This is a genomic window from Comamonas sp. BIGb0152, from assembly GCF_024809975.1.
Classification (GTDB): Bacteria; Pseudomonadota; Gammaproteobacteria; order Burkholderiales; family Burkholderiaceae_C; genus Comamonas.
On the sequence record NZ_JANUDY010000005.1, the window covers coordinates 121,238 to 143,371 of the forward strand.

Annotated in this window: 19 protein-coding genes and 3 pseudogenes; 10 read left to right on the forward strand and 12 right to left on the reverse strand. The window is 63.4% G+C overall.

What is annotated here, in order from left to right; translation table 11 throughout:
• Nucleotides 1-5: 5 nt before the first annotated feature.
• Nucleotides 6-434, reverse strand: coding sequence for a hotdog fold thioesterase (locus M2375_RS11545; RefSeq protein ID WP_259166586.1), 429 nt, complete (start codon nucleotides 432-434; stop codon nucleotides 6-8).
• A gap of 188 nt (nucleotides 435-622) precedes the next feature.
• Here M2375_RS11545 and M2375_RS11550 point away from each other — a divergent pair.
• From M2375_RS11550 to M2375_RS11560, 3 genes and pseudogenes are all read left to right on the forward strand, one after another.
• A pseudogene (locus M2375_RS11550) lies at nucleotides 623-1,369 on the forward strand (IS5 family transposase); the annotation flags it as partial.
• 44 nt (nucleotides 1,370-1,413) lie between these two features.
• The gene (locus M2375_RS11555; RefSeq protein WP_259166588.1) at nucleotides 1,414-2,484 is read left to right on the forward strand and encodes an acyltransferase; all 1,071 of its coding nucleotides are present in this window, start codon (nucleotides 1,414-1,416) and stop codon (nucleotides 2,482-2,484) included.
• 86 nt (nucleotides 2,485-2,570) lie between these two features.
• Nucleotides 2,571-2,889: pseudogene (locus tag M2375_RS11560) on the forward strand (transposase); the annotation flags it as partial.
• Between the two features lies 1 nt (nucleotide 2,890).
• Here the strand turns inward: M2375_RS11560 and M2375_RS11565 are convergent.
• From M2375_RS11565 to M2375_RS11605, 9 genes and pseudogenes are all read right to left on the reverse strand, one after another.
• Nucleotides 2,891-3,029, reverse strand: a pseudogene (locus tag M2375_RS11565) (transposase); the annotation flags it as partial.
• Between the two features lie 276 nt (nucleotides 3,030-3,305).
• Nucleotides 3,306-3,704, reverse strand: coding sequence for a hypothetical protein (locus M2375_RS11570; protein WP_259166596.1), 399 nt, complete (start codon nucleotides 3,702-3,704; stop codon nucleotides 3,306-3,308).
• 88 nt (nucleotides 3,705-3,792) lie between these two features.
• Entirely contained in the window at nucleotides 3,793-4,749 is a 957-nt protein-coding gene (locus M2375_RS11575) for a LysR family transcriptional regulator (protein WP_259166599.1), read from the reverse strand.
• An 85-nt stretch (nucleotides 4,750-4,834) separates the two neighbouring features.
• Nucleotides 4,835-6,226: an L-serine ammonia-lyase gene (locus M2375_RS11580; protein ID WP_259166615.1), complete on the reverse strand. Its 1,392-nt coding sequence runs from the start codon at nucleotides 6,224-6,226 to the stop codon at nucleotides 4,835-4,837.
• A gap of 13 nt (nucleotides 6,227-6,239) precedes the next feature.
• Nucleotides 6,240-7,979 (reverse strand): acyl-CoA dehydrogenase family protein, encoded by a 1,740-nt coding sequence (locus M2375_RS11585; protein WP_259166620.1) that lies wholly within the window; start codon nucleotides 7,977-7,979, stop codon nucleotides 6,240-6,242.
• Between the two features lie 61 nt (nucleotides 7,980-8,040).
• Complete coding sequence (locus tag M2375_RS11590; RefSeq protein ID WP_259166621.1) at nucleotides 8,041-8,844, reverse strand: ABC transporter permease; 804 nt, start codon at nucleotides 8,842-8,844, stop codon at nucleotides 8,041-8,043.
• Entirely contained in the window at nucleotides 8,841-9,467 is a 627-nt protein-coding gene (locus M2375_RS11595) for an ATP-binding cassette domain-containing protein (protein WP_259166631.1), read from the reverse strand. Before M2375_RS11595 ends, M2375_RS11590 begins: the two co-directional genes overlap by 4 nt.
• Before the next feature lie 141 nt (nucleotides 9,468-9,608).
• Nucleotides 9,609-10,457: a hypothetical protein gene (locus M2375_RS11600; protein WP_259166633.1), complete on the reverse strand. Its 849-nt coding sequence runs from the start codon at nucleotides 10,455-10,457 to the stop codon at nucleotides 9,609-9,611.
• A gap of 113 nt (nucleotides 10,458-10,570) precedes the next feature.
• Nucleotides 10,571-12,502: a RecQ family ATP-dependent DNA helicase gene (locus tag M2375_RS11605; RefSeq protein WP_259166635.1), complete on the reverse strand. Its 1,932-nt coding sequence runs from the start codon at nucleotides 12,500-12,502 to the stop codon at nucleotides 10,571-10,573.
• A gap of 269 nt (nucleotides 12,503-12,771) precedes the next feature.
• Here M2375_RS11605 and M2375_RS11610 point away from each other — a divergent pair, with 269 nt between their 5' ends.
• Nucleotides 12,772-13,836: a homocysteine S-methyltransferase family protein gene (locus tag M2375_RS11610; RefSeq protein WP_259166637.1), complete on the forward strand. Its 1,065-nt coding sequence runs from the start codon at nucleotides 12,772-12,774 to the stop codon at nucleotides 13,834-13,836.
• A gap of 12 nt (nucleotides 13,837-13,848) precedes the next feature.
• Here M2375_RS11610 and M2375_RS11615 read toward each other — a convergent pair whose 3' ends face one another.
• Nucleotides 13,849-14,523, reverse strand: a complete 675-nt coding sequence (locus M2375_RS11615) for a GntR family transcriptional regulator (RefSeq protein ID WP_259166639.1) — start codon at nucleotides 14,521-14,523, stop codon at nucleotides 13,849-13,851.
• A gap of 321 nt (nucleotides 14,524-14,844) precedes the next feature.
• Here M2375_RS11615 and M2375_RS11620 point away from each other — a divergent pair, with 321 nt between their 5' ends.
• The 6 genes from M2375_RS11620 to M2375_RS11645 all read left to right on the forward strand — a co-directional run bounded on the left by M2375_RS11620 (nucleotide 14,845) and on the right by M2375_RS11645 (nucleotide 21,535).
• Complete coding sequence (locus tag M2375_RS11620) at nucleotides 14,845-15,579, forward strand: DUF969 domain-containing protein (RefSeq protein WP_259166651.1); 735 nt, start codon at nucleotides 14,845-14,847, stop codon at nucleotides 15,577-15,579.
• The gene (locus M2375_RS11625) at nucleotides 15,576-16,532 is read left to right on the forward strand and encodes a DUF979 domain-containing protein (protein ID WP_259166653.1); all 957 of its coding nucleotides are present in this window, start codon (nucleotides 15,576-15,578) and stop codon (nucleotides 16,530-16,532) included. The genes M2375_RS11620 and M2375_RS11625 overlap by 4 nt, the downstream gene beginning before the upstream one ends.
• A 25-nt stretch (nucleotides 16,533-16,557) precedes the next feature.
• A complete protein-coding gene (pcp, locus tag M2375_RS11630) occupies nucleotides 16,558-17,226 on the forward strand; it encodes a pyroglutamyl-peptidase I (RefSeq protein WP_259166655.1) in 669 nt (222 codons plus the stop codon).
• Nucleotides 17,227-17,248: 22 nt separating this feature from the next.
• A complete protein-coding gene (locus M2375_RS11635; RefSeq protein WP_259166672.1) occupies nucleotides 17,249-18,025 on the forward strand; it encodes a LamB/YcsF family protein in 777 nt (258 codons plus the stop codon).
• Between the two features lie 14 nt (nucleotides 18,026-18,039).
• Entirely contained in the window at nucleotides 18,040-19,632 is a 1,593-nt protein-coding gene (locus M2375_RS11640) for a 5-oxoprolinase/urea amidolyase family protein (protein ID WP_259167716.1), read from the forward strand.
• Nucleotides 19,633-19,810: 178 nt separating this feature from the next.
• Complete coding sequence (locus M2375_RS11645; protein WP_259166683.1) at nucleotides 19,811-21,535, forward strand: biotin carboxylase N-terminal domain-containing protein; 1,725 nt, start codon at nucleotides 19,811-19,813, stop codon at nucleotides 21,533-21,535.
• Nucleotides 21,536-21,862: 327 nt separating this feature from the next.
• On the opposite strand, the gene M2375_RS11650 is transcribed toward M2375_RS11645, so the two are convergent.
• Entirely contained in the window at nucleotides 21,863-22,132 is a 270-nt protein-coding gene (locus tag M2375_RS11650; protein WP_259166685.1) for a hypothetical protein, read from the reverse strand.
• Nucleotides 22,133-22,134 lie beyond the last annotated feature (2 nt).

Consider the following 22,134-nt stretch of genomic DNA (forward strand, 5'->3'; position numbering starts at 1 on the left):
AGGCCTTAAGCGGCGTCTTCCAGCATCGCCATGGTGATGCGCGAGACGCAAGTCAGCTTGCCCTCGTCATTGACCATATCGATCTGCCAGACCTGGGTCATGCGGCCGATATGCACCGGCTTTGCGGTGCCGGTGACCCAGCCGCTGCGCACGCCCCGGATATGGTTGGCATTGATATCCAGGCCCACACAGCGCCAGCCCTCGGGCGACGAGAACAGCGCGCCGACAGAGCCCAGTGTCTCCGCCAGCACCACGCTGACGCCGCCATGCAGCAGGCCAAAGGGCTGGTGCGTGCGGTGGTCCACGGGCACACGGCCCACCAGGTAGTCGTCGCCGATCTCTACGTATTCGATACCCAGATGTTCAATCGCCGTGTTGCGTGCTTTGTCGCGCAGCACGTCCAGCGAGATGGGTTTTTTCCAGATAACAGTCATGGGTGTTTGGGCTCAACAAGGGGATGCCACAGCATAGCGCTGCGCAGGCCGGCTGCCTACCGCCTGCATGACTGGCCCGGGTTGCCAGGGTGTTGGCGTGAGCTTTGTGGCAGCTTTGGTGGGGAGCGTGGCCTGACGAACAGCCGTTGTTGCACAAATCCGCGACGCAACTACGGTAGGCTCACAAGATGAGTGAAACGAGCTGGGATCGGGGCAAGTACCGAATGAAGAACTGGAAGGCGTACAACGCAGCATTGAAGGCGCGAGGGAGACTGACCGTCTGGCAGGACAAGGACATGCAGTGGTTGGCCCCGCCCACGGGCAAGCGTGGGCGGGGCCACACCTTCTCAGATGCGTCCATCCAGTTGTGTCTGACCATCAAGTGCTTGTTTGGTCAAACTTCGCTTCAAACGCTGGGCCTAGTTCAGTCGCTGCTCAAAATGGCTGGACTGCCTTGGACAGCGCCCGACTACATCACATTGTGCCGCAGGCAAAAGATCTTGGGCGTGCAGGTGCACTATCGGGAAAGCACCGCGGGCTTACACGTAATTGCAGACTCCACATGGATCAAGTTCTTGGGCGAAAGTGAATGGAAAACCAAGAAGCACGGCGCAGAATGCCGTCGCGAGTGGGGCAAGGTAGACCTGGGAATTGACGCCCAGCCATTACAGATTCGACCCATCGCTGTCACAACCAGTGAAGTGGGAGACACGCCCATGGCCGCTGAGCTGCATGGTCAAATCCCAAGCCATGAAGAGGTAGCCAGCGTCACGGGCGATGTTGCCTATGACACGCAAGACGTGCATGAGGCGTGCTATTGGGGAGGGGCCATTTCAATCTTCACGCCACACAAGGGCAAGGAGCTATGTAGAGGGGTGGTCTTCGCTCATCGCAATGAAGCAGTCAAGGCGTGCAGGCATTTGGGCCGGGCTATTTGCTGTGGAACTAGATTGAAGCGCCTGAAGCGCTTGCTGGCCAAATGAACGCTCCTCCTCAGCCATCTGCGCCTTCTCCCATGCGTCCAGAGCATCGCAACCACTTCAACACTATCCGGTTGCTCACGGCCTGGGCAGTCATCGTTGCGCACCACTATTCGATCACCGGCGTCACAGCACCAGCCTGGATCAGCAACCAGTGGCTGAACTGGGCCTGGCTTGGCGGCGTGGCGGTGATGACGTTCTTTGTCATCAGCGGCTATCTGGTTACACTCAGCTGGATGCGGGAGCCACGTCTCCTGCCCTTCCTGTGGAAACGGGTGCTGCGGCTCTGGCCTGGACTATGCGGTACGGTGCTGATTTGCATCTTCGTCTTTGGCCTTGCCTTCACAGCACTACCGGCACCAGCATATCTGACTTCTGCCAGTGTGCTGGAGTTTGTAGGCAACCTGACTCTGGTGCGAGCAGCCACCGGCTTGCCGGGCGTATTCACGGGCCAGCCCGTGGCAGGCACAATGAACGGACCGTTGTGGACCATTCCTCTGGAGTTCTTCAGCTATTGTGCGCTTGCGGTGGCAGGCCTTTTGGGGATCCTGCATCATCGCTGGGTAGGATCACTGCTGTGCGCGGCCTATATGCTGTGGTACCTGCTGTGCAAAAACGATGATGTGACAGGCGAGTTGGTGCTGTGGCCAATGTATACCGCCTATTTTGCAGCAGGCTGCCTCATCGGCTTGCATTCACAGTGGTTCCGACAGCATGCCTCCCGATTGCTGATGCTGCTGCTGCCGCTATGCCTGCTGGCTTATTTTCTAACGCCCTACCAATCCACTGCCCGTTTCCTGCTTTGGCCGATACTCATCATTGCCATCGGCAGCCGCAGCGCTCAGCGAAACTGGCTTCACAGAATTGGCGACCCCTCCTATGGCATCTATCTCTACGGATTCCCCGTCGCGCAAGCGGTCACAGCGCTGTGGCCGCAGCTACCTTTTGGCATCAATCTGGCCGTCACCATAGCCACAGCCACTGCGCTGGGGTGTGCGTCATGGCGGTACATCGAATCGCGTGCGCTTCGCTACAAGAGTCCTAGTTTCCTGCGTAAAGCAGCCTCTTGAGGTATACCTAAATGAACCTTTCTTAGGTTTCCATTTCACTGGCTTTGCTGCACAAATCCGGGCCGCAGCGGTAGTAGGCTCGGATGATGAGTGAGACGAGCTGGAGACGGCGCAAGTACCGCACCACAAACTGGAAGGCGTACAAGGCGTACAAGGCGTACAAGGCGTACAAGGCGTACAAGGCGTACAAGGCGTACAAGGCGTACAAGGCGTACAAGGCGGCACTGAAGGCCAGAGGCGAGTTGAGCATCTGGCTGGGTAAAGACATGCAGTGACTGGCTCCTGCGAGCGGCAAGCGTGGGCGCAGCCAAACTTCTCTCATATGCGGCCATCCAGTTTTGCCTGACCATCAAATGCTTGTTTGGCTTGCCTCTGCGCCAGACATTGGGCCTGGTGCAGTCGCTACATAAAGCTTGATCCACTTGTACGGCTGTGCTGGCTCACGCCAATCCGTGCGGATAGTCGGCCACGCGGTGGCCGCGCTCCGTGATCTGCTTGACTGCTTCAATCTTGAATTCTTCGGAGTATGGCTGCTTGTTCGTCATGGCACCTCCTATTGGTTCTTCAGATTTGAGGCTCGAAGGTGTCTAGTACAGCCGGGGCAATTCAAACACCGAAGTGGTGGGCGGTTCAAGCTATTGTCGATCGCCGATAAAACATGTTCAAGCCACTGTCAAACCAGGTGCTTATCTGTGGCGGCAGTTGTTAGTCACGCGCGTTCCATTCACTGTCGGATGGGGGTGACGAATCCGCTGCAGAGGCAGCCTGTGGCGCATAGCGCTTGAGCGCCCTCTGGCACGCGAGTACCAAAAAGGTGCATATTACTGACAGAGAAAAAGCGATGACTGCGGCTGCTTTGTTGGCGTCCCAACCAGAAAAAATATAGCTGTTCCTAGGAGACTAATAGCGAGGCAGAGAACTGAAAGACTGGTATTTTTCCATCGAGGGGTTGCAGCGAGCTGACGGCCTTTATTAGCTGCGGAGTGGCTGGTGAAATTAATGCAAAAAGAGCAAAGCCAAAGTACGAATGCTGACGAAGCCAATCCTATGGAGAAAATCAGATCATCATTTGAAATGCCAGCGTTTATTTGGAGAGCGACCAGCAGTACCGCAACTGCTGCACCTGCACCCCCGAGGCTGAATGCTGGACTGTTGTGCCAGTCGTGGGAATCATTTGAACTAGCAGCTGCGGCCGGATTGTCTTCAGGTAGATTTTTCATCTCCCCAATGTAGCAAGCCAGCTCTTGAATTCATCGGTGCGCCGTTGCGTACCAGGAACAAGCGACCCGGGATTTTGTAAGCACCCGCTCAGTTGCTGGTCGGCACCGGCTCGGCGTCGCCGTCTGCTTCGTTGAAACCTTCGTTGCTGCAGGCACCGTCTTCCACCAGCAGCTCCACCAGCTCGCGGGCAAAGGAGGGGAGCGATTCGAGGTTGCGCACCACGATCTGCATCTCGCGGTTGGACCATTCGTCCGAGATGCTGATGATGCGGATGTCCATGCTGCGCGCGTGGCGGCGGGCGGCGGATTCGGGCAGGATGCCGATGCCCACGCCGGCCTCGATCATGCGGCAGGCGGCTTCGAAATTGCCCACCTGGATGCGCTGCTTGATCGGGCGGTGCAGCAGGTCGCTGTGCTGGCGCAAGAACGCATGGATGGCGCTCGATTCATGCAGGCCGATGTAGTCGTATTCCAAGGTGTCGCCAAAGGCCACGGCCTTGCGCCGGGCCAGCGCATGGTCGGCATAGACGACGAGCACCAGGCGGTCGCGCCGGTAAGGCATCGCCACCAGGCTTTCGGTACGCACCTGGCCGGCGACGATGCCGATATCGGTCTGGCCTTCGCCCACGGCGCGGATGATGTCGTTGGACAGGCGCTCGCGCAGGTCGATATCCACATCCGGGTGCTTGCGCAGGTAGGCGCGCAGCACCGGGGGCAAAAACTCGCCCAGCGCGGTGGTGTTGGCAAACACCCGCACATGGCCCTTGATGCCGCGTGCGTACTCCTGCATGTCGCCGCGCAGGTGCTCGATCTGGCCCAGCACGGTGCGGGCATGCTGCACAAAGGCCTGGCCGGGCAAGGTCAGGGTGACGCCTTGGCTGGTGCGGTAGAGCAGCTTGACGCCCATGCTCTCTTCCAGGTTCTTGATGCGGGTGCTGGCCGCCGGCAGCGAGATGAACGACAGCTCGGCCCCCCGCGTCATGCTGTTCGCGTCTGCCACATGCACCATGAGGCGCAGATCTACCAAGTCAAAATGCATAGCCATGGCGCGATTGTAGGCGGTGACAGCAACCACACCCGGGGCGGGCGACCCTGGCTGTCGCCGAGGTTGGGGGGTAGTCAACAGCTGTTTAGCACTCGACGATGTGCACAGCCAGGCCGCCCAGCGAGGTCTCCTTGTATTTGCTCATCATGTCGGCACCGGTGGCGCGCATGGTGGCAATCACCTTGTCCAGGCTCACGATGTGCGAGCCATCGCCGCGCAGCGCCATGCGCGCGGCATTGATGGCCTTGACGGCGGCCAGCGCATTGCGCTCGATGCAGGGGACCTGCACCAGGCCGGCCACCGGGTCGCAGGTGAGGCCCAGGTGGTGTTCCATGCCGATCTCGGCGGCGTTCTCCACCTGCGCTGGGGTGCCACCCATCACCGCGCACAGGCCCGCTGCCGCCATGGAGCAGGCCACGCCCACTTCCCCTTGGCAGCCCACTTCCGCGCCGGATATCGAGGCGTTCTCCTTGTACAGCATGCCGATGGCGCCTGCGGTCAGCAGAAAATCCACCACCCCGGCTTCGGTGGCGCAGGGCACAAAGCGCCAGTAGTAGTGCAGCACGGCCGGCACAATGCCGGCAGCGCCATTGGTGGGGGCGGTCACCACCCGGCCGCCAGCGGCGTTTTCCTCGTTCACGGCCAGTGCAAACAGGTTCACCCAGTCGATCACCTGCAGCGGGTCCTGGTTCAGCGGCTCGGCATGGGCGGTCAGGCCTTGGTAAAAGCCGGCTGCACGGCGTTTGACGTTGAGCCCCCCGGGCAGGTGACCCGGTGTGCTGCAGCCGCGCTGCACGCAGTCCTGCATCGCTTGCCAGATCTTGAGCAGGCCGCTGTCGATGTCGGCATCGCTGCGCCAGTGGCGTTCGTTGGTGCGCATGATCTGCGCAATGGGCTGCTGGTGGTCCTGCGCCAGTTGCAGCAGCTGCGCGGCGCTGTGAAAGGGCAGGGGCAGCACCTCGGTGTCGGGCGCAATGGCGTGCTGGCGCTCGGCATCGTAGGCGGCCTCTTCGCTGACGATAAAACCGCCGCCCACCGAGTAATAGGCCTGCGCATCGACCAGTGCATGCTGCGCGTCCCAGGCCTCAAAGCGCATGCCGTTGGGGTGGAAGGGCAGGCTCACTGCGCCAATCAGCAGCAGATCGGTAGCAGGGTCAAACACGATGCGCTGCTCGCCATTCAACAGCAGCTGCTGCGTGCGGTGGACCTCGGCGATGAGGGCATCGACGGCATTCACATCCACCGTGTCGGGCGCATGGCCGGCCAGGCCCAGGATCACCGCACGGTCGCTGGCATGGCCAATGCCGGTAGCGCCCAGCGAGCCGAACAGCTGGCAGCGCAGGCGGGCCACCTGGGCCAGCACCCCTTGGCGCTGCAAGCGCTGCACAAAGGCATGCGCCGCGCGCATCGGGCCTACCGTGTGCGAGCTGCTAGGCCCGATACCGATCTTGAACAAATCAAACACGCTGACGGCCATGGCTACTTTCCGTTCATTTTTGCAACTGCAGACTGGCGCTGAGGATAGCGCTGATCTGCGCCTTGGCAAGGGGAGAAGCACCCATCACGCCCAAACTGGCACCGGGCCCCAAGCGGCTGGCGACAAAGGCATCGGCATGCGCCGGGGCCGCATGCTGGCGCATCAGGCCGGCCTGCGCCACCAGCACCAGCTGCTGCACCCATTGGCGCGCCTGCGCCTGCTGCGCCCAGGCATCTTGCGCCATGGCCTGCCACTGGTCTTGCAGGCGCTGCAGCGCTTGTTGAATGGGGGCGTCATCGGCTGCCATGCGCTGCAAGTCCAGCCACAGCGCATCACGCAGGTCGGGCTCGCGCTGCAGGGCCTTGAGCACATCCAGGCACATCACATTGCCCGAGCCCTCCCAGATCGAGTTGACCGGCGCTTCGCGGTAGATGCGCGCCAGCGCCGAGCTGTCGATATAGCCATTGCCACCCAGCACCTCCATGGCCTCGGCGCTGCAGGCAATGGCGCGTTTGCAGACCCAGAATTTGGCCGCTGGCGTCATGGCGCGCTGCCAGGCCTGTGCGCTGGTCTGGCCGGGGGCACTGCTGTCTTCAAAGGCCTGCGCCAGGTGCATGGCCAGCAGCAAGGCCGCTTCGCTCTCCAACGCCAGGTCGGCCAGCACCGATTGCATCAGCGGTTGCTCTACCAAAGCCGCACCAAAGGCCTGGCGGTGCCGGGCTGACCACAGTGCCTGCACGGTGGCCTGGCGCAGCAAGGCGCTGCTGCCCAGCACGCAGCACAGCCGCGTGATCGTGGCCATCTCCATGATGGTGGCAATGCCCCGGCCTTCCTCACCCACCAGCACGCCATGGGCATCGTCAAACAGCACCTCGCTGCTGGCATTGCTGCGGTTGCCGACCTTGTCTTTGAGGCGTTGCACCAGCACGCTATTGCGTGTGCCATCGGGCCGCCAGCGCGGCACCCAAAAGCAGGCCAGCGGTGCCTGCAGCGCGTTGGCATCGCCCGCACTGCTGGCCATGCGCGCCACCACCAGGTGGGCATCGGCCATCGGTACCGAATAAAACCATTTATGGCCTTGCAGGCGGTAGGCTGCGCCGCGCCCGTCGCCGGCATCGACCGGATAGGCCACCGTGGTGTTGCTGCGCACGTCCGAGCCGCCTTGCTTTTCGGTCATGCCCATGCCCACCCATAAGGCCGTCTTGTCCGCCAGCGGCGCATCGCGCGCGTCATGGCTGGCGCTGGTGATGCCGCGCGCGATCTGTGCCCACAGCGCCGGTTCCTTGCGCAAAACCGGGATGGCCGCCGTCGTCATCGTCGCGGGGCAGAGGCTGCCGGCTTCTGCCTGGCCATGGAGGTAAAAACCGGCGGCCCAGGCGCTCCAGCGGCCGCGTGGTGGATCCACAAGTGCGTCTGGTGGCGCATCTGCGGGCGATGTGCCGGCAAACGGCATGTTGATCAGGTGCTGCGCGCGGTAGTGGGCCAGAACCTGGTGCCATGCGGGGTGAAACGCCACCTGGTCGATGCGCCGGCCCCGCGCATCCCAGGGCTGCAACTGCGGTGGGTGGCGGTTGGCCTGGTCGGCCCACTGCGCAAAGGCGGCGCTGCCCACCGTGCGCGCATGCTGCTCCAAACCTGGCAGCCAGGCTTGCGCCTGCGCGCGCGCCAGGGCCGCCTGCAAGGCGGGGTCACTGCCCAGCGGGTCGTAGTCGACCAGCTCATCCACAAGGTTGTCCTTGTCGCGCTGTGCCATGGCTGCTCTCCCAGATGTGCTTGCCCATTCTATGAAGGGCGTGGGCCCATGGCAAAGGCGATCAGCTGGTGGTGTTCAGCCGGTCCAGCCGCAGGCGCTGGCGTTCATCGCCCAGCGCCCGGGCGGCCAGCAGCACGCTGCCGGCTGCGGCCAGCGCGCCGGCAAAGGTCAGCAGCAGCAATAACAATATCTGGTACTTGGCGGCTTCCAGCGGGTCCATGCCGCCCAGGATCTGGCCGGTCATGATGCCCGGCAGGGTGATCAGGCCGGCAGCCGACATCTGGTTGATGATGGGGATCAGCCCCCGGCGGATGGCGGCGCGGGTGTGCGGCGCCATGGCCCGGCGGAAGGAAACACCCAGTGCCAGCTGGGCCTCGATGGCGGCACGGCTTTGGCGCACCCCCTCAAAAAAACTGTCTAGCCCCAGGCTGGCGGCATTGAGCACGCTGCCCAGCACAATGCCCATCAGCGGTATCGCATAGCGCGCATCAAACCAGGGATCGGGCCGCACGGCGGTCATCAGCGCCAGCACCACGGTCGACAAACTCGACAGCGCCACCACCAGGCCGGCAATGCGGTAATTGCCCCCGCCGGATAGCCGCTGGTGCGGCCGCACCGCCACTTCGCGCGCGGCAGCGGCAACCATCACCAGCACCACGACCAAGGTGGTGCCCGGGTGCGCCTGCTGAAACACCAGCCGCAGCACATAACCCACCAGCAAAAGCTGCACCACCATGCGCAGCGATGCCCACAGCACCTGGCGCTGCAATTGCAGCCGCATGGCCCAGGAGGCGGCAGCGGCGGCCAGCACCAGGGCGGCGCCCACCAGCAAATCGCTGGGTTGCAGATGGATGGCCGGGTTCATTGCGCAGCCTCCATCGGCCGCAGCTGGTGATCTACCAGTTGCATGCAGCGCTGGCCCACGCGGGCGGCCTGGGCATGGGAATGGGTGACCCACAGCAGGCTTAAGCCTTGCTGCTGGCAGCGCTGTAGCAATTGCTCCACCGCTGCCACCGATGCCTCGTCGAGCGCGGCCGTGGGCTCATCGAGCAGCAGCACCTGCGGCCTGCGCAGCAGCCCGCGCAGCAAGGCCAGGCGCTGGCGCTCGCCGGTCGAGAGCTGGGCCAGCGGAATGTCGATGAAGCCCTGGCGCAGCCCCAGCGCGCTGGCCATCTCCAGCAGCGCCGTCTGCGAGCCCGGCGGGAAATGCTCCAGCACCGTCTGCCCCCACCAGGCCGGCTCTGCTGCCAGGTACATCACCTGCTGGCGCCAGGCTGGGCCGCTGAAGGCACTGCGCGGCTGGCCGTTAAGCAGCAGCTCGCCACTGCCCGGGTCCAGGTCGGCGATCAAGCGCAACAGCACCGATTTGCCCGCCCCCGATGCGCCCATGACCGCTACGCATTCGCCTGCGCCCAGCTCCAGCGAGCAAGGCCCGCTGATGGGGCTTTGGAGGGCGCGGATGGAGAGGCGGGGAGGGGTGGCGGGCATGGAGGCTGAGTGTAGCGCTGGGGCTGGGCCGGCGATTCTCAAGTATGCGATGGAAGTGCGTTTTGCGTGCCCTCAAAAAAGCCAGCAGCACCCAAGCGTGGGTGGCTGCTGGCTTCTATGGGGGAGAAGTGCCGTTAGGGCTTATTGTTCGATAGGCTCTGCAACGACAGCTTCGAAAGCTTGGCGTAGCGCATCGAGATCTGCGGGAGCTGTGCTTTCTTCACTCTTGAACGTGATCCCGGTACCGTCATCATTGCTGGTGGTCAGGCGGCGCACAATCAGGAGGTTGGTAGCGGTTGCTGCCGAAGTTCCTGCATAGCCCTCACCATCATTGACCTTGTAGTCAAAATAGTAGACCTGCTCGACGCGGCTGGCCACACTGAACTTAATACAAACCACCAAGCCTGCGTTAGGGCCGCTCGTTACATTTTCGCAAGCGAAACGATTGTCTGCGGTTGTGACAAAGCCGGTGCCGTACCCGCTTCCCTGGGCCAGCTTTTCCAGCTTGACAACATCGGAGCGGGGAGTGCTGGTCCCCAAAGGCGTGAACAGCCATATACCAAACAGGCTTTGCGGGCTCTTGTCATAGCCGAAGTTGAAGCGCGAAATTTCCTTTTCGGCTTCGCCCGGGAATTTGATGTAGCCCTTGGTACCCGAGTCAAAGCGCATCGACACGACGCCGTCGTTGCCGTTGTCCTGACCACTGCGTTCGCTGCTGCCCAGGTAGCGGCCGCCCCGGTACTTGTTCAAGGTGCCGGAATACTGGTTGTTCTTGTAGGCGCCGGAGGTCAGGTAGAACGTGGCATTGCCGGAGGCGTCATAGGCATACATCTGCATGACCAGGGTCTGGCCCTGCACATCGATGGCCAGGCCGCGGCCTGGCTTGCCATTGAGTTCGCTGGTAACCACCCAGGTGCCAGATTGGGGCATGTAGGCCTGGGCCATGCTGGTGCCCAGCAGGGCGCCGATTGCAATCCATTTTTTCAGCATATGTTCGTCCGTTTGTTAATAGTTTTCAACAATCAAAACGGCATTAGAGCACAGCTTTACAAAGTAGACGCATGGGTTCTCCTTTGTTTGCATTGCAACAACAATTTTGGAGATTAAGGGGTACTGCACACCCGCAACACCGCCTCCCCATAAGCCTCCAGCTTTTTCACCCCAATCCCACTCACCCCCTGCAGCTCATCCAGGCTCTGCGGGTTGCGCTGGGCGATGGCCGCCAGGGTGGCATCGGCGAAGACCACATAGGCGGGCACGTTGTGTTCCTTGGCCACTTCGGTGCGCCAGGCCTTGAGGTTGATGAAGCGGACCTGCTCGTCGGGGCCCAGGTTTTGCGCGGCGACGGCGGGTTTGGCGCTGCGCTGGCGTTTGCTGGGGCTGCGCTCGGCGGTGCTCTCGCGCAGCTCCACGGTTTGCTCGCCGCGCAGCACGGCGCGTGAGCCGTCGCACAGGACCAGGGTTTCAAAGCTGTAGCCGGCCTCGGTCTGCACCTTGTGCGTGCCCAGCGCCCCGATGGCCAGCAACTGCCGCAGCACGCCCCGCAGTTGGGGTTCGGTGTAGGTTTGGCACAGGCCGAAGGTGCTCAGCTGCTGGTGGCTGAACTGGCGCACCTTGTCGGTTTCCTTGCCGCGCACGATGTCGAGGATATGGCTGGCCCCAAAGGTGATCTGGCTGGCTTCGTGGGCGCGGTAGATGGTGGACAGCAGCTTGCGCGCGGCGTCGGTGCCGTCCCAGGTTTTGGGCGGGTTCAGGCAGTTGTCGCAGTTGCCGCATTGGTAGCGCGGGGGCTTGTCGGCGGATGTGGCAGAGGCCTCGGGGTGGGCCGAGTCGTAGTCGCCGCCCTGGCCATAGACCTCGTCAAAATAGGCCAGCAGCCGCACGCGCCGGCAGTCGGTGCCCTCGGCCAGGCCGAGCAGCGCATCGAGCTTGCCGCGCATCACCTGCTTGAAGGCGTCGCCCGCCGGGCTCTCGTCGATCATGCTGCGCTGGCTGACCACGTCGCGGTAGCCATAGGCCATCCAGGCGTCGGCGGGCAGGCCGTCGCGCCCGCCCCGGCCGGTTTCCTGGTAGTAGCTCTCGATGTTCTTGGGCATGTCCACATGGGCGACAAAGCGCACATCGGGCTTGTTGATGCCCATGCCGAAGGCGATGGTGGCGACCATCACGATGCCTTCTTCGCGCAGAAAGCGGCTTTGGTTTTTTTGGCGCAGCTCGGCGCCCAGGCCGGCGTGGTAGGGCAGGGCGTTGATGCCGGCATCGCACAGTGACTGCGCGACTTCTTCCACCTTTTTGCGCGATAGGCAATACACCACGCCGGCATCGCCATCGTGCTCGCGCTCGATAAAGCGCAGCAGCTGGGCGGTGGCGTCTTTTTTCTCGACGATGGTGTAGCGGATGTTGGCGCGGTCAAAGCTGCTGATGAAGACGCGCGCCGATTCGAGCTGCATGCGCTCGACGATGTCGGCGCGGGTCAGCGCATCGGCCGTGGCGGTGAGCGCAATGCGCGGCACACCGGCATAGCGCTGGTGCAGCACGGTCAGCTCGCGGTATTCGGGCCGAAAGTCGTGCCCCCACTGGCTGACGCAATGGGCCTCGTCGATGGCGAACAAGGCCAGCTTGCCCATGGCATGCAGCTCATCGAGCAGACCCAGAAAGCGCGGGGTGTTGAGCCGCTCGGGCGCCACATACAGCAAGGTGATGCCGCCCGACAGCAGCTGCAGCTCCACATCGCGGGTCTGGTCGTAGTCGAGGGTGGAGTTGAGGAAGGCGGCGTCCACACCGATCTCATGCATGGCGCTGACCTGGTCGTGCATCAGCGCAATCAGCGGCGAGATGACGATGGTGGTGCCATGGCCCTGCTGCTGGCGCACGATGGCCGGGATCTGGTAGCACAGGCTTTTGCCGCCGCCGGTGGGCATCAGCACCAGGGCATCGTCGCCGCCGATCACATGGTCAACAATGGCTTGCTGCGAGCCGCGAAAATGCGCATAGCCAAAGGCGTCCTGCAATACGGTGTGGGCGAGGGAAGTCACAAATTGCTAGAGAAGGCAGCTTGGCCGGTCCCCGGGTGGGGGCCGTGCAAGCGGGGTGTCGTCAACAGACCAAGCCTGGGGAGGCGGGGGCGCGAAGCGCTATTGTGCGCGTTTTGGGGCGTTGCAACGGCTGGGCGGGGTTTGCTGGGCGTAACGGCCTGTGTTGCCAGGTGGGTTGCCTGCAGCCACGCGGCACGATAAAACCAGTGCCTGTATGGCAAATAACGCCATGCCGCCATGGCTGGGGCCGCCGCCCTACAATGGCCGCCATGTCACTGCCCCGCTACACCCGAGCCCAAGAACTGCCCGCCACCCTGGCCAAGCGCCTCGTCATTCTCGATGGCGCCATGGGCACCATGATCCAACGCTTCAAGCTGGGCGAGGCCCAGTACCGGGGTGAAGGCTACACCGGCCCGGGCAGCGTGGGCGAGCGCTTCAAGGACTTTGCCTACGACGTCAAGGGCAACAACGAGCTGCTATCGCTGACCCGCCCCGATGTGATTGGCGACATCCACGAGAAATACCTGGCCGCTGGCGCCGATCTGATCGAGACCAATACCTTTGGTGCGACCACGATTGCCCAGGAGGATTACCACATGGCCGATCTGGCCTATGAGATGAACCTCAAGAGCGCCCAACTGGCGCGTGCTGCCTGCGACAAGTACAGCACCCCGGACCACAAGCGCTATGTGGCCGGCGCGCTGGGCCCCACGCCCAAGACGGCCTCCATCAGCCCCGATGTGAACGACCCGGGCGCGCGCAATGTGAGCTTTGAATCGCTGCGCCAGGCCTACCTGGCGCAGACCCTGGCGCTGATCGAAGGCGGCGCGGATGTGATTCTGGTCGAGACGATTTTTGACACGCTGAACGCCAAGGCCGCGCTGTTTGCGGTGGATGAGGCGTTTGAGCAATCAGGCCAGGTGCTGCCGATCATGATCAGCGGCACCGTTACTGATGCCTCGGGCCGCATTCTGTCGGGCCAGACGGTGACGGCTTTCTGGCACAGCGTGCGCCATGCCAACCCGCTGTCGATCGGGCTGAACTGCGCGCTGGGCGCCACCTTGATGCGCCCCTATGTGCAAGAGCTGGCCAAGGCCGCGCCCGATACCTTTATCAGCTGCTACCCCAATGCCGGCCTGCCCAACCCGATGAGCGATACCGGCTTTGACGAGACGCCCGAGATCACCAGCCGCCTGGTGCACGAGTTTGCCGCCGAAGGCTTGGTCAACATTGTGGGCGGCTGCTGCGGCACCACGCCGGACCACATTGGCGCGATTGCCCAGGCCGTGCAAAGCGCCACGGCGCGCAAGCTGTTTTACCCCGCAGCTGCTTAAGACCAAGCGCCTTTACAGCACCATGCCCGCATCGCTCATGCGGCGGGCATACACGCTGAGCAGCACGCGCTCGGAATGGGTCAGGTAGTCATGCATCAGCTTGGCCGCCTGCTCCATGTCCCCGGCCTCAAAGCGTTCCAAGATTTGGGCATTCAGGTCGATGTAGGGCGCATGCATGAACTCGGCATCACCCAGCATGCCAAACGCCAGGCGCAGCTCCACCAGCAGGTGTGAGAACAGGGTGTTGAGCCGCTCGCTGTCGGCCAGCGCCACCACCCCTTTGTGAAAACGCATATTGCCGGTGCCCACCTCCACCCAGCGGCCGGCCTCGCGCAGCTGCTTTTGGGCGGCGACGGCTTCGCGCATTTCTTTGCGCGCCGGGTGCTGCGGAATGGCCTGCTGCAGCGCCTGGCACTCGATCATGCGGCGCACGCGGTAGATATCCATGATGGAGGCCATCGAGGGGATGGCGACAAACACGCCCCGGTTGGGCAAGTGGCGCAACAGGCCTTCCTTGGTCAGCAGGCGGAACACCTCGCGCAAGGTGTTGCGCGAGATCTCCAGGCTTTCGCTCAGCGCCACTTCGGACAGGCGCGATCCGGGCTGGAATTCGCCGCGCACGATGCGATCACGGATCTGCTCGGCCACGCGATCATTGAGCGAGAGAGTAGGCAGTGCAACATTCATGGCGATCGCAGGTAGTCAGAGATTGACACACATGATAGCGGTGGCCTGTAGCCCAGCCCAGCGGATGGCCCCCAAGCTCGGGTTTGGTCACTATGGCGTATTTGGTTGTCATAAAGACGAGAACTTCGCCTACATCGCTATTTGAAAGCGGATGTATACGGGTTTTCCCCGTAATCGAGCTTGTTTTGTTTGGCTAAACTTTTGTATTGTTCAACAAACTTAGATTCAGAATCATCGAGATTTATAGGTTGTTGAACAAAAACTATGCGGTGACCCACTCCTTGGGACGGGCACCGTGCCTATAACAAACCTTGTATTGTCATGGACAGCTCAATCATCAACCTCTGGCCCCTCCTTGGGGTGGCCGTCATCGTCGTGGGATTCATCCTGCGCTTCAATCCCTTTGTGGTGGTGGTGGTGACGGCGCTCGTCACCGCTGCGCTCGCGGGCTTTCCGGTCCAGAAAGTGCTGGCGGAACTGGGCACGGGTTTTGTCAAAACCCGCAACCTGCCGCTCATCCTGGTGCTGCCGCTGGCCGTGATTGGCTTGCTCGAGCGCCATGGCCTGCGCCAACATGCGCAAAACTGGATCGGCCATATCAAGTCGGCCACCACGGGCCGTCTGCTGATCGTCTACCTGGGCGCGCGCCAACTGACCGCCGCCATCGGCCTGACCAGCCTGGGTGGCCACCCGCAAATGGTGCGTCCGCTGCTGGCCCCTATGGCTGAAGGCGCGACCGAGACCCGCTACGGCAAGCTGCCCGAAGCGCTGCGCTACCGCCTGCGCGCTTTCAGCGCCGCGACCGACAACGTCGGTCTGTTCTTCGGCGAAGATATTTTTGTGGCCTTCGGCGCGATCGTGCTGATGACCACCTTCCTGCATGAAGCCGGTGTCGATGTGGAGCCGATCCATGTTGCCGTATGGGGCATCCCGACCGCCATCTGCGCGTTCCTGATCCATTCCTACCGCCTGCATCGCCTGGACCAGTACATCGCCAAGGAAATGGCTAACGCGCCATCTGCCGCTTCTACCACCCGCGAAGGAGGTGCAGCATGATTTTCAGCATCACCCAAGTCTATTGGCTGGCTGGCCTGGTCATGGCGGCCGTGGCCGTCTTCAATCTGCTCGATGCCAGCAACCCCAAGCGCTGGACCACCGGCCTGTTCTGGGGCCTGTATGCGGTCATGTTCCTGCTGGGCGACAAGATGCCGCCTGAAGTGGTGGGTGCTGGCGTGATCGTGCTGGCGCTGATCGTGCTGGTCAAGGGCGTAGGCGGCGGAAAACCGCAAGTGCGCAGCGATGCCGAAAACAAGGAAAGCGCTTTGCGCCTGAAGAACAAGCTGTTTGTGCCGGCACTGGCGATCCCCGTGGTCACCGTGATCGGCAGCGTGCTGCTCAAGGACTTCAAGATTGGCGGCAACTTCCTGATCGACCCGAAGAACGCCACCTTGGTGAGCCTGGCACTGGGCTGCATCATCGGTGCGGCCATGGCCTGCAAGATGACCCGCGAATCGCCGGTGCAATCGCTGCGCGAATCGCGCCGCCTGGTCGATGCCATGGGCTGGGCCATGGTGCTGCCGCAGATGCTGGGCATGTTGGGTCTGGTGTTCTCTGATGCTGGCGTTGGCAAGGCGGTGGCCCATGTGACCACCACCTACATCAACATGGACCTGCGCTTTGTCGCGGTGCTGGTGTACGTGGTCGGCATGGCGCTGTTCACCGTCATCATGGGCAATGGCTTTGCGGCCTTCCCGGTGATGACCGGCGGCGTGGGCGTGCCCGTGCTGATCAACATCTACCACGCTGACCCGGCCATCATGGCTGCAATTGGCATGCTCTCTGGCTACTGCGGCACCTTGCTGACACCAATGGCAGCCAACTTCAACATCGTGCCGGCGGCACTGCTGGAGCTACCAGACCGCAATGCCGTTATCAAGGCGCAGGTGCCTACGGCGCTGGGCATCCTGGTCTGCAATGTGTTTTTGCTGTACTTTTTGATGAACCACTGACCCCCGGTCAGAACAGGACTTCTGCATGACTGACGCAACCGTACTGGTGCTGGGCTTTGAGCCCTTTGACAAAGCCCCCCTCAACCCCGCGTGGGAAGTAGCCCGCAGGTTGGACGGCAAGACGCTGGACGGCGCGCGCATCGTCGGTGTGCAGTTGCCCTGTGTGTTTGGCAAAGCGCTGGAGGCGCTGGACGCCGCCCTGCAGCAGCACCAGCCCAGCCTGGTGATTGCGCTGGGCCTGGCCGGCGGCCGCACGGCCTTGTCGATCGAGCGCGTGGCCATCAATGTCGATGATGCCCGCATCGCCGACAACGCCGGCCAGCAACCCATTGATGTGGCGGTGGCCGCCGATGGCCCTGTGGCCTACTTTGCGCGCCTGCCCATCAAGCAGGCCGTGGCGGCCATGCGCGCAGCCGGCGTGCCCGCCGAGGTAAGCAACACCGCCGGCACCTTTGTCTGCAACCATGTCTTCTACGGCCTGATGCACCGCCTGAACACCGTGCCCGCCTGGGCGCAAACGCGCGGCGGCTTTGTGCATGTGCCTTATCTGCCAGAAATGGCAGCGGCGCTGCCTGGCGCCCCCAGCATGGCCGTGGAGACGCAGTGCAAGGGTATTGAGGCACTGATTGCTGCCGTGCTGCGGCATGATCCCGAGCACCAGGATCTGCAGCTGAGCGCAGGCCAACTCCACTGAAATTCATAAGAAAGGTAGCACCATGTCCCTCACCATGGATTTGAACAGCGACCTGGGCGAGAGCCTGGGCGCATGGAGCATGGGCGACGATGCCGCCATGCTGTCGATCGTCAGCAGCGCCAACGTGGCCTGCGGTTTTCATGCAGGCGATCCGGCTGGCATCCTCGATACCTTGAAAAAAGCCAAGGCCAACAACGTCGTGGTCGGCGCCCATGTGGCCTACCGCGACCTGGTCGGTTTTGGCCGCCGCAACATGGATGTGGCGCATGCCGACCTGGTGAGCGATGTGATCTACCAAATTGGCGCGCTGCAAGGCCTGGCCGCTGCGGCAGGCACCACGGTGCGCTACGTCAAGCCCCATGGCGCGCTGTACAACACCATCGCGCAGGACCGCCGCCAGGCCACCTCCGTGATCGAAGCCATGCAGGCCGTGGGCGGCCAGCTGGCGCTGGTGGTGCTGGCCGGTTCGCCCTTGATGCAATGGGCACGCGACGCGGGCCTGACGGTGATTGCCGAGGCCTTTGCCGACCGTGGCTACACGCCGCAAGGCACCCTGGTATCGCGCCGCGAGCCGGGCGCTGTGCTGCACGATCCAGAGATGGTTGCCCAGCGCATGCTGCAGCTGGTGCAGCAAGGCACCGTACAGGCCAACGATGGCTCGGTGGTTGAGGTGCAGGCCGACTCCATCTGCGTGCACGGCGACAGCCCCGGCGCGGTGGCCATGGCCCAGGCGGTGCGTGAGCACCTGCATGCGGCCGGCGTGCAGATCCGCTCCTTCATGGACAAGGCGGGCGCATGAGCGACGAACGCACGATGCGCTTTTTGCCGGTGAGCGACCAAAGCATGCTGGTGGAGCTGCAGGACCTGGAGCACACCCTGGACCTGCTCGCAGCCTTGCAGGCCGAGCTGCCCGCTGGCGTGCAGGAGCTGGTGCCCGCTGCGCGCACCATCCTGATCGCCTTTGACCGCTGGCAGACCAGCGCTGCCGACCTGCAGCGCCATATGGCGGCACTGCGCCTGGGCCGCCAAGCCCGCAGCGCCGGCCAGCGGGTCGAGATTGCCGTGCACTACGACGGCGAGGACCTGGCCGATGTGGCGCAGATCCTGGGTATGGATGTGCCCGAGCTGATTCGCCGCCACAGCGGCAGCGATTACAGCGTGGCCTTTTGCGGCTTTGCGCCCGGCTTTGCCTACCTGACGGGAGGCGACCCGAGCCTGAATGTGCCGCGCCGCAGCACGCCACGCACCAAGGTGCCTGCGGGCTCGGTGGCCATTGCCGGCACTTTCAGCGCCGTCTACCCCAATGACACCCCCGGCGGCTGGCAGCTGCTGGGCCGCACCGAGGTGCCCATGTGGGACCTCCTGCGCAACCCGCCTGCTTTGCTGCAGCCAGGCATGCTGGTGCGTTTTGTCGACGCCAGCACCGCCGCTGGCCAGGCGCTGCTGAAGCAGCAATCTGCCGTGCAGGCCCCCGCCCCGGTGGCTGCGGAGCACACCGGCGCAGGCATGCGTGTGCGTGCCACCGGCTTGCAAACCCTGGTGCAGGATGCTGGCCGTGCCGGCCAGGCTGGGCAGGGCGTATCGGCTGCCGGTGCGCTGGACCAGGGCGCCATGCGCCGTGCCAACCGCCTGGTGGGCAACGATGCACGCGTGTCGGTGCTTGAATCGGTCGCCGCAGGCCTGCAACTGCAAAGCCTGGGTGCCACCGTGCTGGCCGTCACCGGCGCCACCGGCCCCCTGACCGTGCGCAGCGCCAGCGGCGCTGCCTGGCAGGCCGCACGCAATGCAGCCATTGCCTTGAACGATGGCGATGTGATCCAGCTTGGCGAGCCCGACAGCGGCGTGCGCAGCTATGTGGCCGTGCGCGGCGGCTGGCTGGTCGAACCGGTGCTGGGCAGCACCAGCACCGATACCTTGGCCCGCATTGGCCCCGCAGCGCTCACCACCGGCCAGACCCTGGCCGTGGGCGACGCGCGCGATGCCGCTGCCGTGGAAGCCGCTGATGAGAACCCGCCTGCGCTGCCCAAGGCGGGTGAGACGGTTGTGCTCGATGTCGTCATGGGCCCGCGCACCGACTGGTTCACCCCCGAGGCCGTCGCCCTGTTTGCCGCCCAGCGCTGGCAGGTAACGCCCCAGTCCAACCGCGTGGGCTTGCGCCTGGCCGGGGAAGAGGCACTGGTGCGCTGCCAAACGCAGGAGCTGCCCAGCGAAGGCACGGCCCTGGGCGCCATCCAGGTGCCCGCCAGTGGCCAGCCGGTGCTGTTTTTGGCCGACCACCCGCTGACTGGCGGTTACCCGGTGATTGCCTGCATTGCCTCCTACCACCTGGACCTGGCCGCGCAAGTGCCCGTCGGCGGCTGGTTGCAATTCCGCCCCCTGGCGCCCTTTGCGGACCTGGTGGGCTGAGTGTTGAACAGGGCCTGCGCGCCCGTTCTTGAATGGATATAGCTATGAATCAAGTGTTGATTGCAAACCGTGGCGAAAACCGACGCGCAGCGGCGGTTTCTCTACATTGCAGTGCCTGCGCAGCAGGCTTCGGCGATCTCGCTTCCCTGTCGTTGTTTGGTTGCTCGGAGTCTCAGCCATGAAAAAAGTATTGATTGCAAACCGTGGCGAGATCGCCGTCCGAATCATCCGTGCCTGCACGGACCACGGCCTCAAGAGCGTGGCGGTGTATGCCGATGCCGATATCGACGCCCTGCATGTGCGCATGGCCGATGAGGCCTATGCGCTCGACGGCCAACGCCCGGCAGAGACCTATCTGGACATCGCCAAGCTGATTGCAGTGGCGCAAAAGAGCGGGGCAGATGCCGTGCACCCGGGCTATGGTTTTCTGTCCGAAAACGCCGCCTTTGCCCGCGCCGTGATCGGTGCAGGTCTCACCTGGGTGGGCCCGCCCCCTTCGGCCATCGAGCAGCTGGGCGACAAGGTGCAGGCGCGCAAGCTGGCGCTGAGCGTGGGGGCACCACTGGTGGCAGGCACGCCCGAGCCGGTCAAGGACGTGTCTGAGGTGCATGCCTTTGCGCGTGAGCATGGTCTGCCGATTGCGGTCAAGGCCGCGTTCGGTGGTGGTGGCCGTGGCATCAAGGTGATCTGGAAGGCCGAGGACATCGACGAGCTGTATGCCGCTGCAGTGCGCGAGGCGGTGACCGCCTTTGGCCGTGGTGAATGCTTTGTCGAGCAGTTCCTGGACAAGCCCCGCCACATCGAAGCCCAGGTGATGGCCGACCAGCACGGCAATGTGCGGGTGCTGGGCACGCGTGACTGCTCCTTGCAGCGCCGCAACCAAAAGCTGGTGGAAGAAGCACCAGCGCCGTTCCTGAGCACCGAGCAGCGCGAGCGCATCCACCAATCGGCGCGCGAGATTTGCCAGGCCGCTGGCTATGTGGGCGCCGGCACGGTGGAATACCTGCTGAGCCAAAGCGGCGCGATCTCGTTCCTAGAAGTGAACACCCGTTTGCAGGTGGAGCACCCCGTGACCGAAGAGACCACCGGTACCGACCTGGTGCGCCTGCAGTTCCGCGTGGCCGAAGGCGAAGTGCTGGCCGACACGACCGTGCCCGCACCCCACGGCCATGCCTTTGAGTTCCGCATCAATGCCGAAGACGTGGGCCGTGGCTTCCTGCCCGCCCCCGGCCTGGTGACCCGCTTTGAGGCTCCATCGGGCCCCGGCGTGCGCGTCGACAGCGGTGTGGAATCCGGCTCGCAAGTGGCAGGCCAGTTCGATTCGATGCTGGCCAAGCTCATCGTCTGGGGCCCCAGCCGCGAAGTGGCCGTGCAGCGCGCACGCCGCGCGCTCAAGGAGTTCAAGATCGAGGGCGTGCCCACCGTGCTGCCTTTCCACGAAGCGGTGATGGCACATGCCGACTTCATCAACGGCGAGCACTTTGGCGTGCACACCCGCTGGATCGAAACCCAGCTGATGCCCCAGTGGGATGCCCAGCCCGAAACCCGTCCCCAGCCTGCCGCCACCGCTGGCCTGCAGCGCGTCGCCATCGAGCTCGACGGCCGCCGCGTGATGCTGGGTCTGCCTGCCTCCTTACTGTCCGGCCTGTCGGCCCCTGGCGCTGCCCCAGCGCCCCTGGAAGAGGCCGTGGACGAGAAGGCCGTGACCGCCGCCTCCGCTGGCACCCTCACGACCTGGAAGGTTGCCGACGGCGCCACCGTGCAAGAGGGCGAACTGATCGCCGTGATGGAAGCCATGAAGATGGAAATGCAGATCAACGCCCCCCGCGCGGGCCGCATCAGCCTGAAGGTGGAAGCGGGCAGCTACCAGGCTGCGGGTGCAGTGATTGCACGCATCGACTAAGCCGTCTTTTTGACGGTGGCCGAGAGCCGCACAGCCTTTGGGTTGTGCGGCTTTTTTGTTGCAGCTCAGTCAGCGCGTCGGCACTGGTGCGGCACAACGTCGAGATAGGTCGTCGCTCAGCTACCGAGGAATCCTCGGTAGCTCAAACTGAAGGAGCGCGCCTTGACGTTAGCTACCGCGTAGGACCTGCAATTTCATCGCTGAGTCACCATCATTCTGAAAGATTGCCGGGCTGCTGGTGCGCTAATTGCAGATATCGGCTAAGCCGTCTTTTTGACGATGGCCAAGAGCCGCACAGCCTTTGGGTTGTGCGGCTTTTTTGTTGGGCTAGGGGTTCCGGGATGGGCTGTCCGCATCACCCGCATCACGCATCCCCGGAGCAGAAATCTCCGTCACATCCCCCTGGCTACCCGTTGCCAGCTCATGGTAGATGTCGTAAAGGTACTGGGCCAGATCGCTGGCGGGCAGATCAGCAGGGACCGCCAGTTGCACAGGAGCGCGTTTGCCGTCCTGCCCTACGGCATAGCAGCGCCAGCCGGTGCTAACGGGCTCCAGATCGAGAATGCGGCCAAAGACGTTAAAGCGGTATCGGGGCATGG

Excerpts from the sequence above, each read along its gene's own strand:
- M2375_RS11545 (WP_259166586.1), bottom strand. The coding sequence starts at position 434 with ATGACTGTTATCTGGAAAAAACCCATCTCGCTGGACGTGCTGCGCGAC.
- M2375_RS11555 (WP_259166588.1), top strand. The coding sequence starts at position 1,414 with ATGAACGCTCCTCCTCAGCCATCTGCGCCTTCTCCCATGCGTCCAGAG.
- M2375_RS11570 (WP_259166596.1), bottom strand. The coding sequence starts at position 3,704 with ATGAAAAATCTACCTGAAGACAATCCGGCCGCAGCTGCTAGTTCAAAT.
- M2375_RS11575 (WP_259166599.1), bottom strand. The coding sequence starts at position 4,749 with ATGGCTATGCATTTTGACTTGGTAGATCTGCGCCTCATGGTGCATGTG.
- M2375_RS11580 (WP_259166615.1), bottom strand. The coding sequence starts at position 6,226 with ATGGCCGTCAGCGTGTTTGATTTGTTCAAGATCGGTATCGGGCCTAGC.
- M2375_RS11585 (WP_259166620.1), bottom strand. The coding sequence starts at position 7,979 with ATGGCACAGCGCGACAAGGACAACCTTGTGGATGAGCTGGTCGACTAC.
- M2375_RS11590 (WP_259166621.1), bottom strand. The coding sequence starts at position 8,844 with ATGAACCCGGCCATCCATCTGCAACCCAGCGATTTGCTGGTGGGCGCC.
- M2375_RS11595 (WP_259166631.1), bottom strand. The coding sequence starts at position 9,467 with ATGCCCGCCACCCCTCCCCGCCTCTCCATCCGCGCCCTCCAAAGCCCC.
- M2375_RS11600 (WP_259166633.1), bottom strand. The coding sequence starts at position 10,457 with ATGCTGAAAAAATGGATTGCAATCGGCGCCCTGCTGGGCACCAGCATG.
- M2375_RS11610 (WP_259166637.1), top strand. The coding sequence starts at position 12,772 with ATGTCACTGCCCCGCTACACCCGAGCCCAAGAACTGCCCGCCACCCTG.
- M2375_RS11615 (WP_259166639.1), bottom strand. The coding sequence starts at position 14,523 with ATGAATGTTGCACTGCCTACTCTCTCGCTCAATGATCGCGTGGCCGAG.
- M2375_RS11620 (WP_259166651.1), top strand. The coding sequence starts at position 14,845 with ATGGACAGCTCAATCATCAACCTCTGGCCCCTCCTTGGGGTGGCCGTC.
- M2375_RS11625 (WP_259166653.1), top strand. The coding sequence starts at position 15,576 with ATGATTTTCAGCATCACCCAAGTCTATTGGCTGGCTGGCCTGGTCATG.
- pcp (WP_259166655.1), top strand. The coding sequence starts at position 16,558 with ATGACTGACGCAACCGTACTGGTGCTGGGCTTTGAGCCCTTTGACAAA.
- M2375_RS11635 (WP_259166672.1), top strand. The coding sequence starts at position 17,249 with ATGTCCCTCACCATGGATTTGAACAGCGACCTGGGCGAGAGCCTGGGC.
- M2375_RS11640 (WP_259167716.1), top strand. The coding sequence starts at position 18,040 with ATGCGCTTTTTGCCGGTGAGCGACCAAAGCATGCTGGTGGAGCTGCAG.
- M2375_RS11645 (WP_259166683.1), top strand. The coding sequence starts at position 19,811 with ATGAAAAAAGTATTGATTGCAAACCGTGGCGAGATCGCCGTCCGAATC.
- M2375_RS11650 (WP_259166685.1), bottom strand. The coding sequence starts at position 22,132 with ATGCCCCGATACCGCTTTAACGTCTTTGGCCGCATTCTCGATCTGGAG.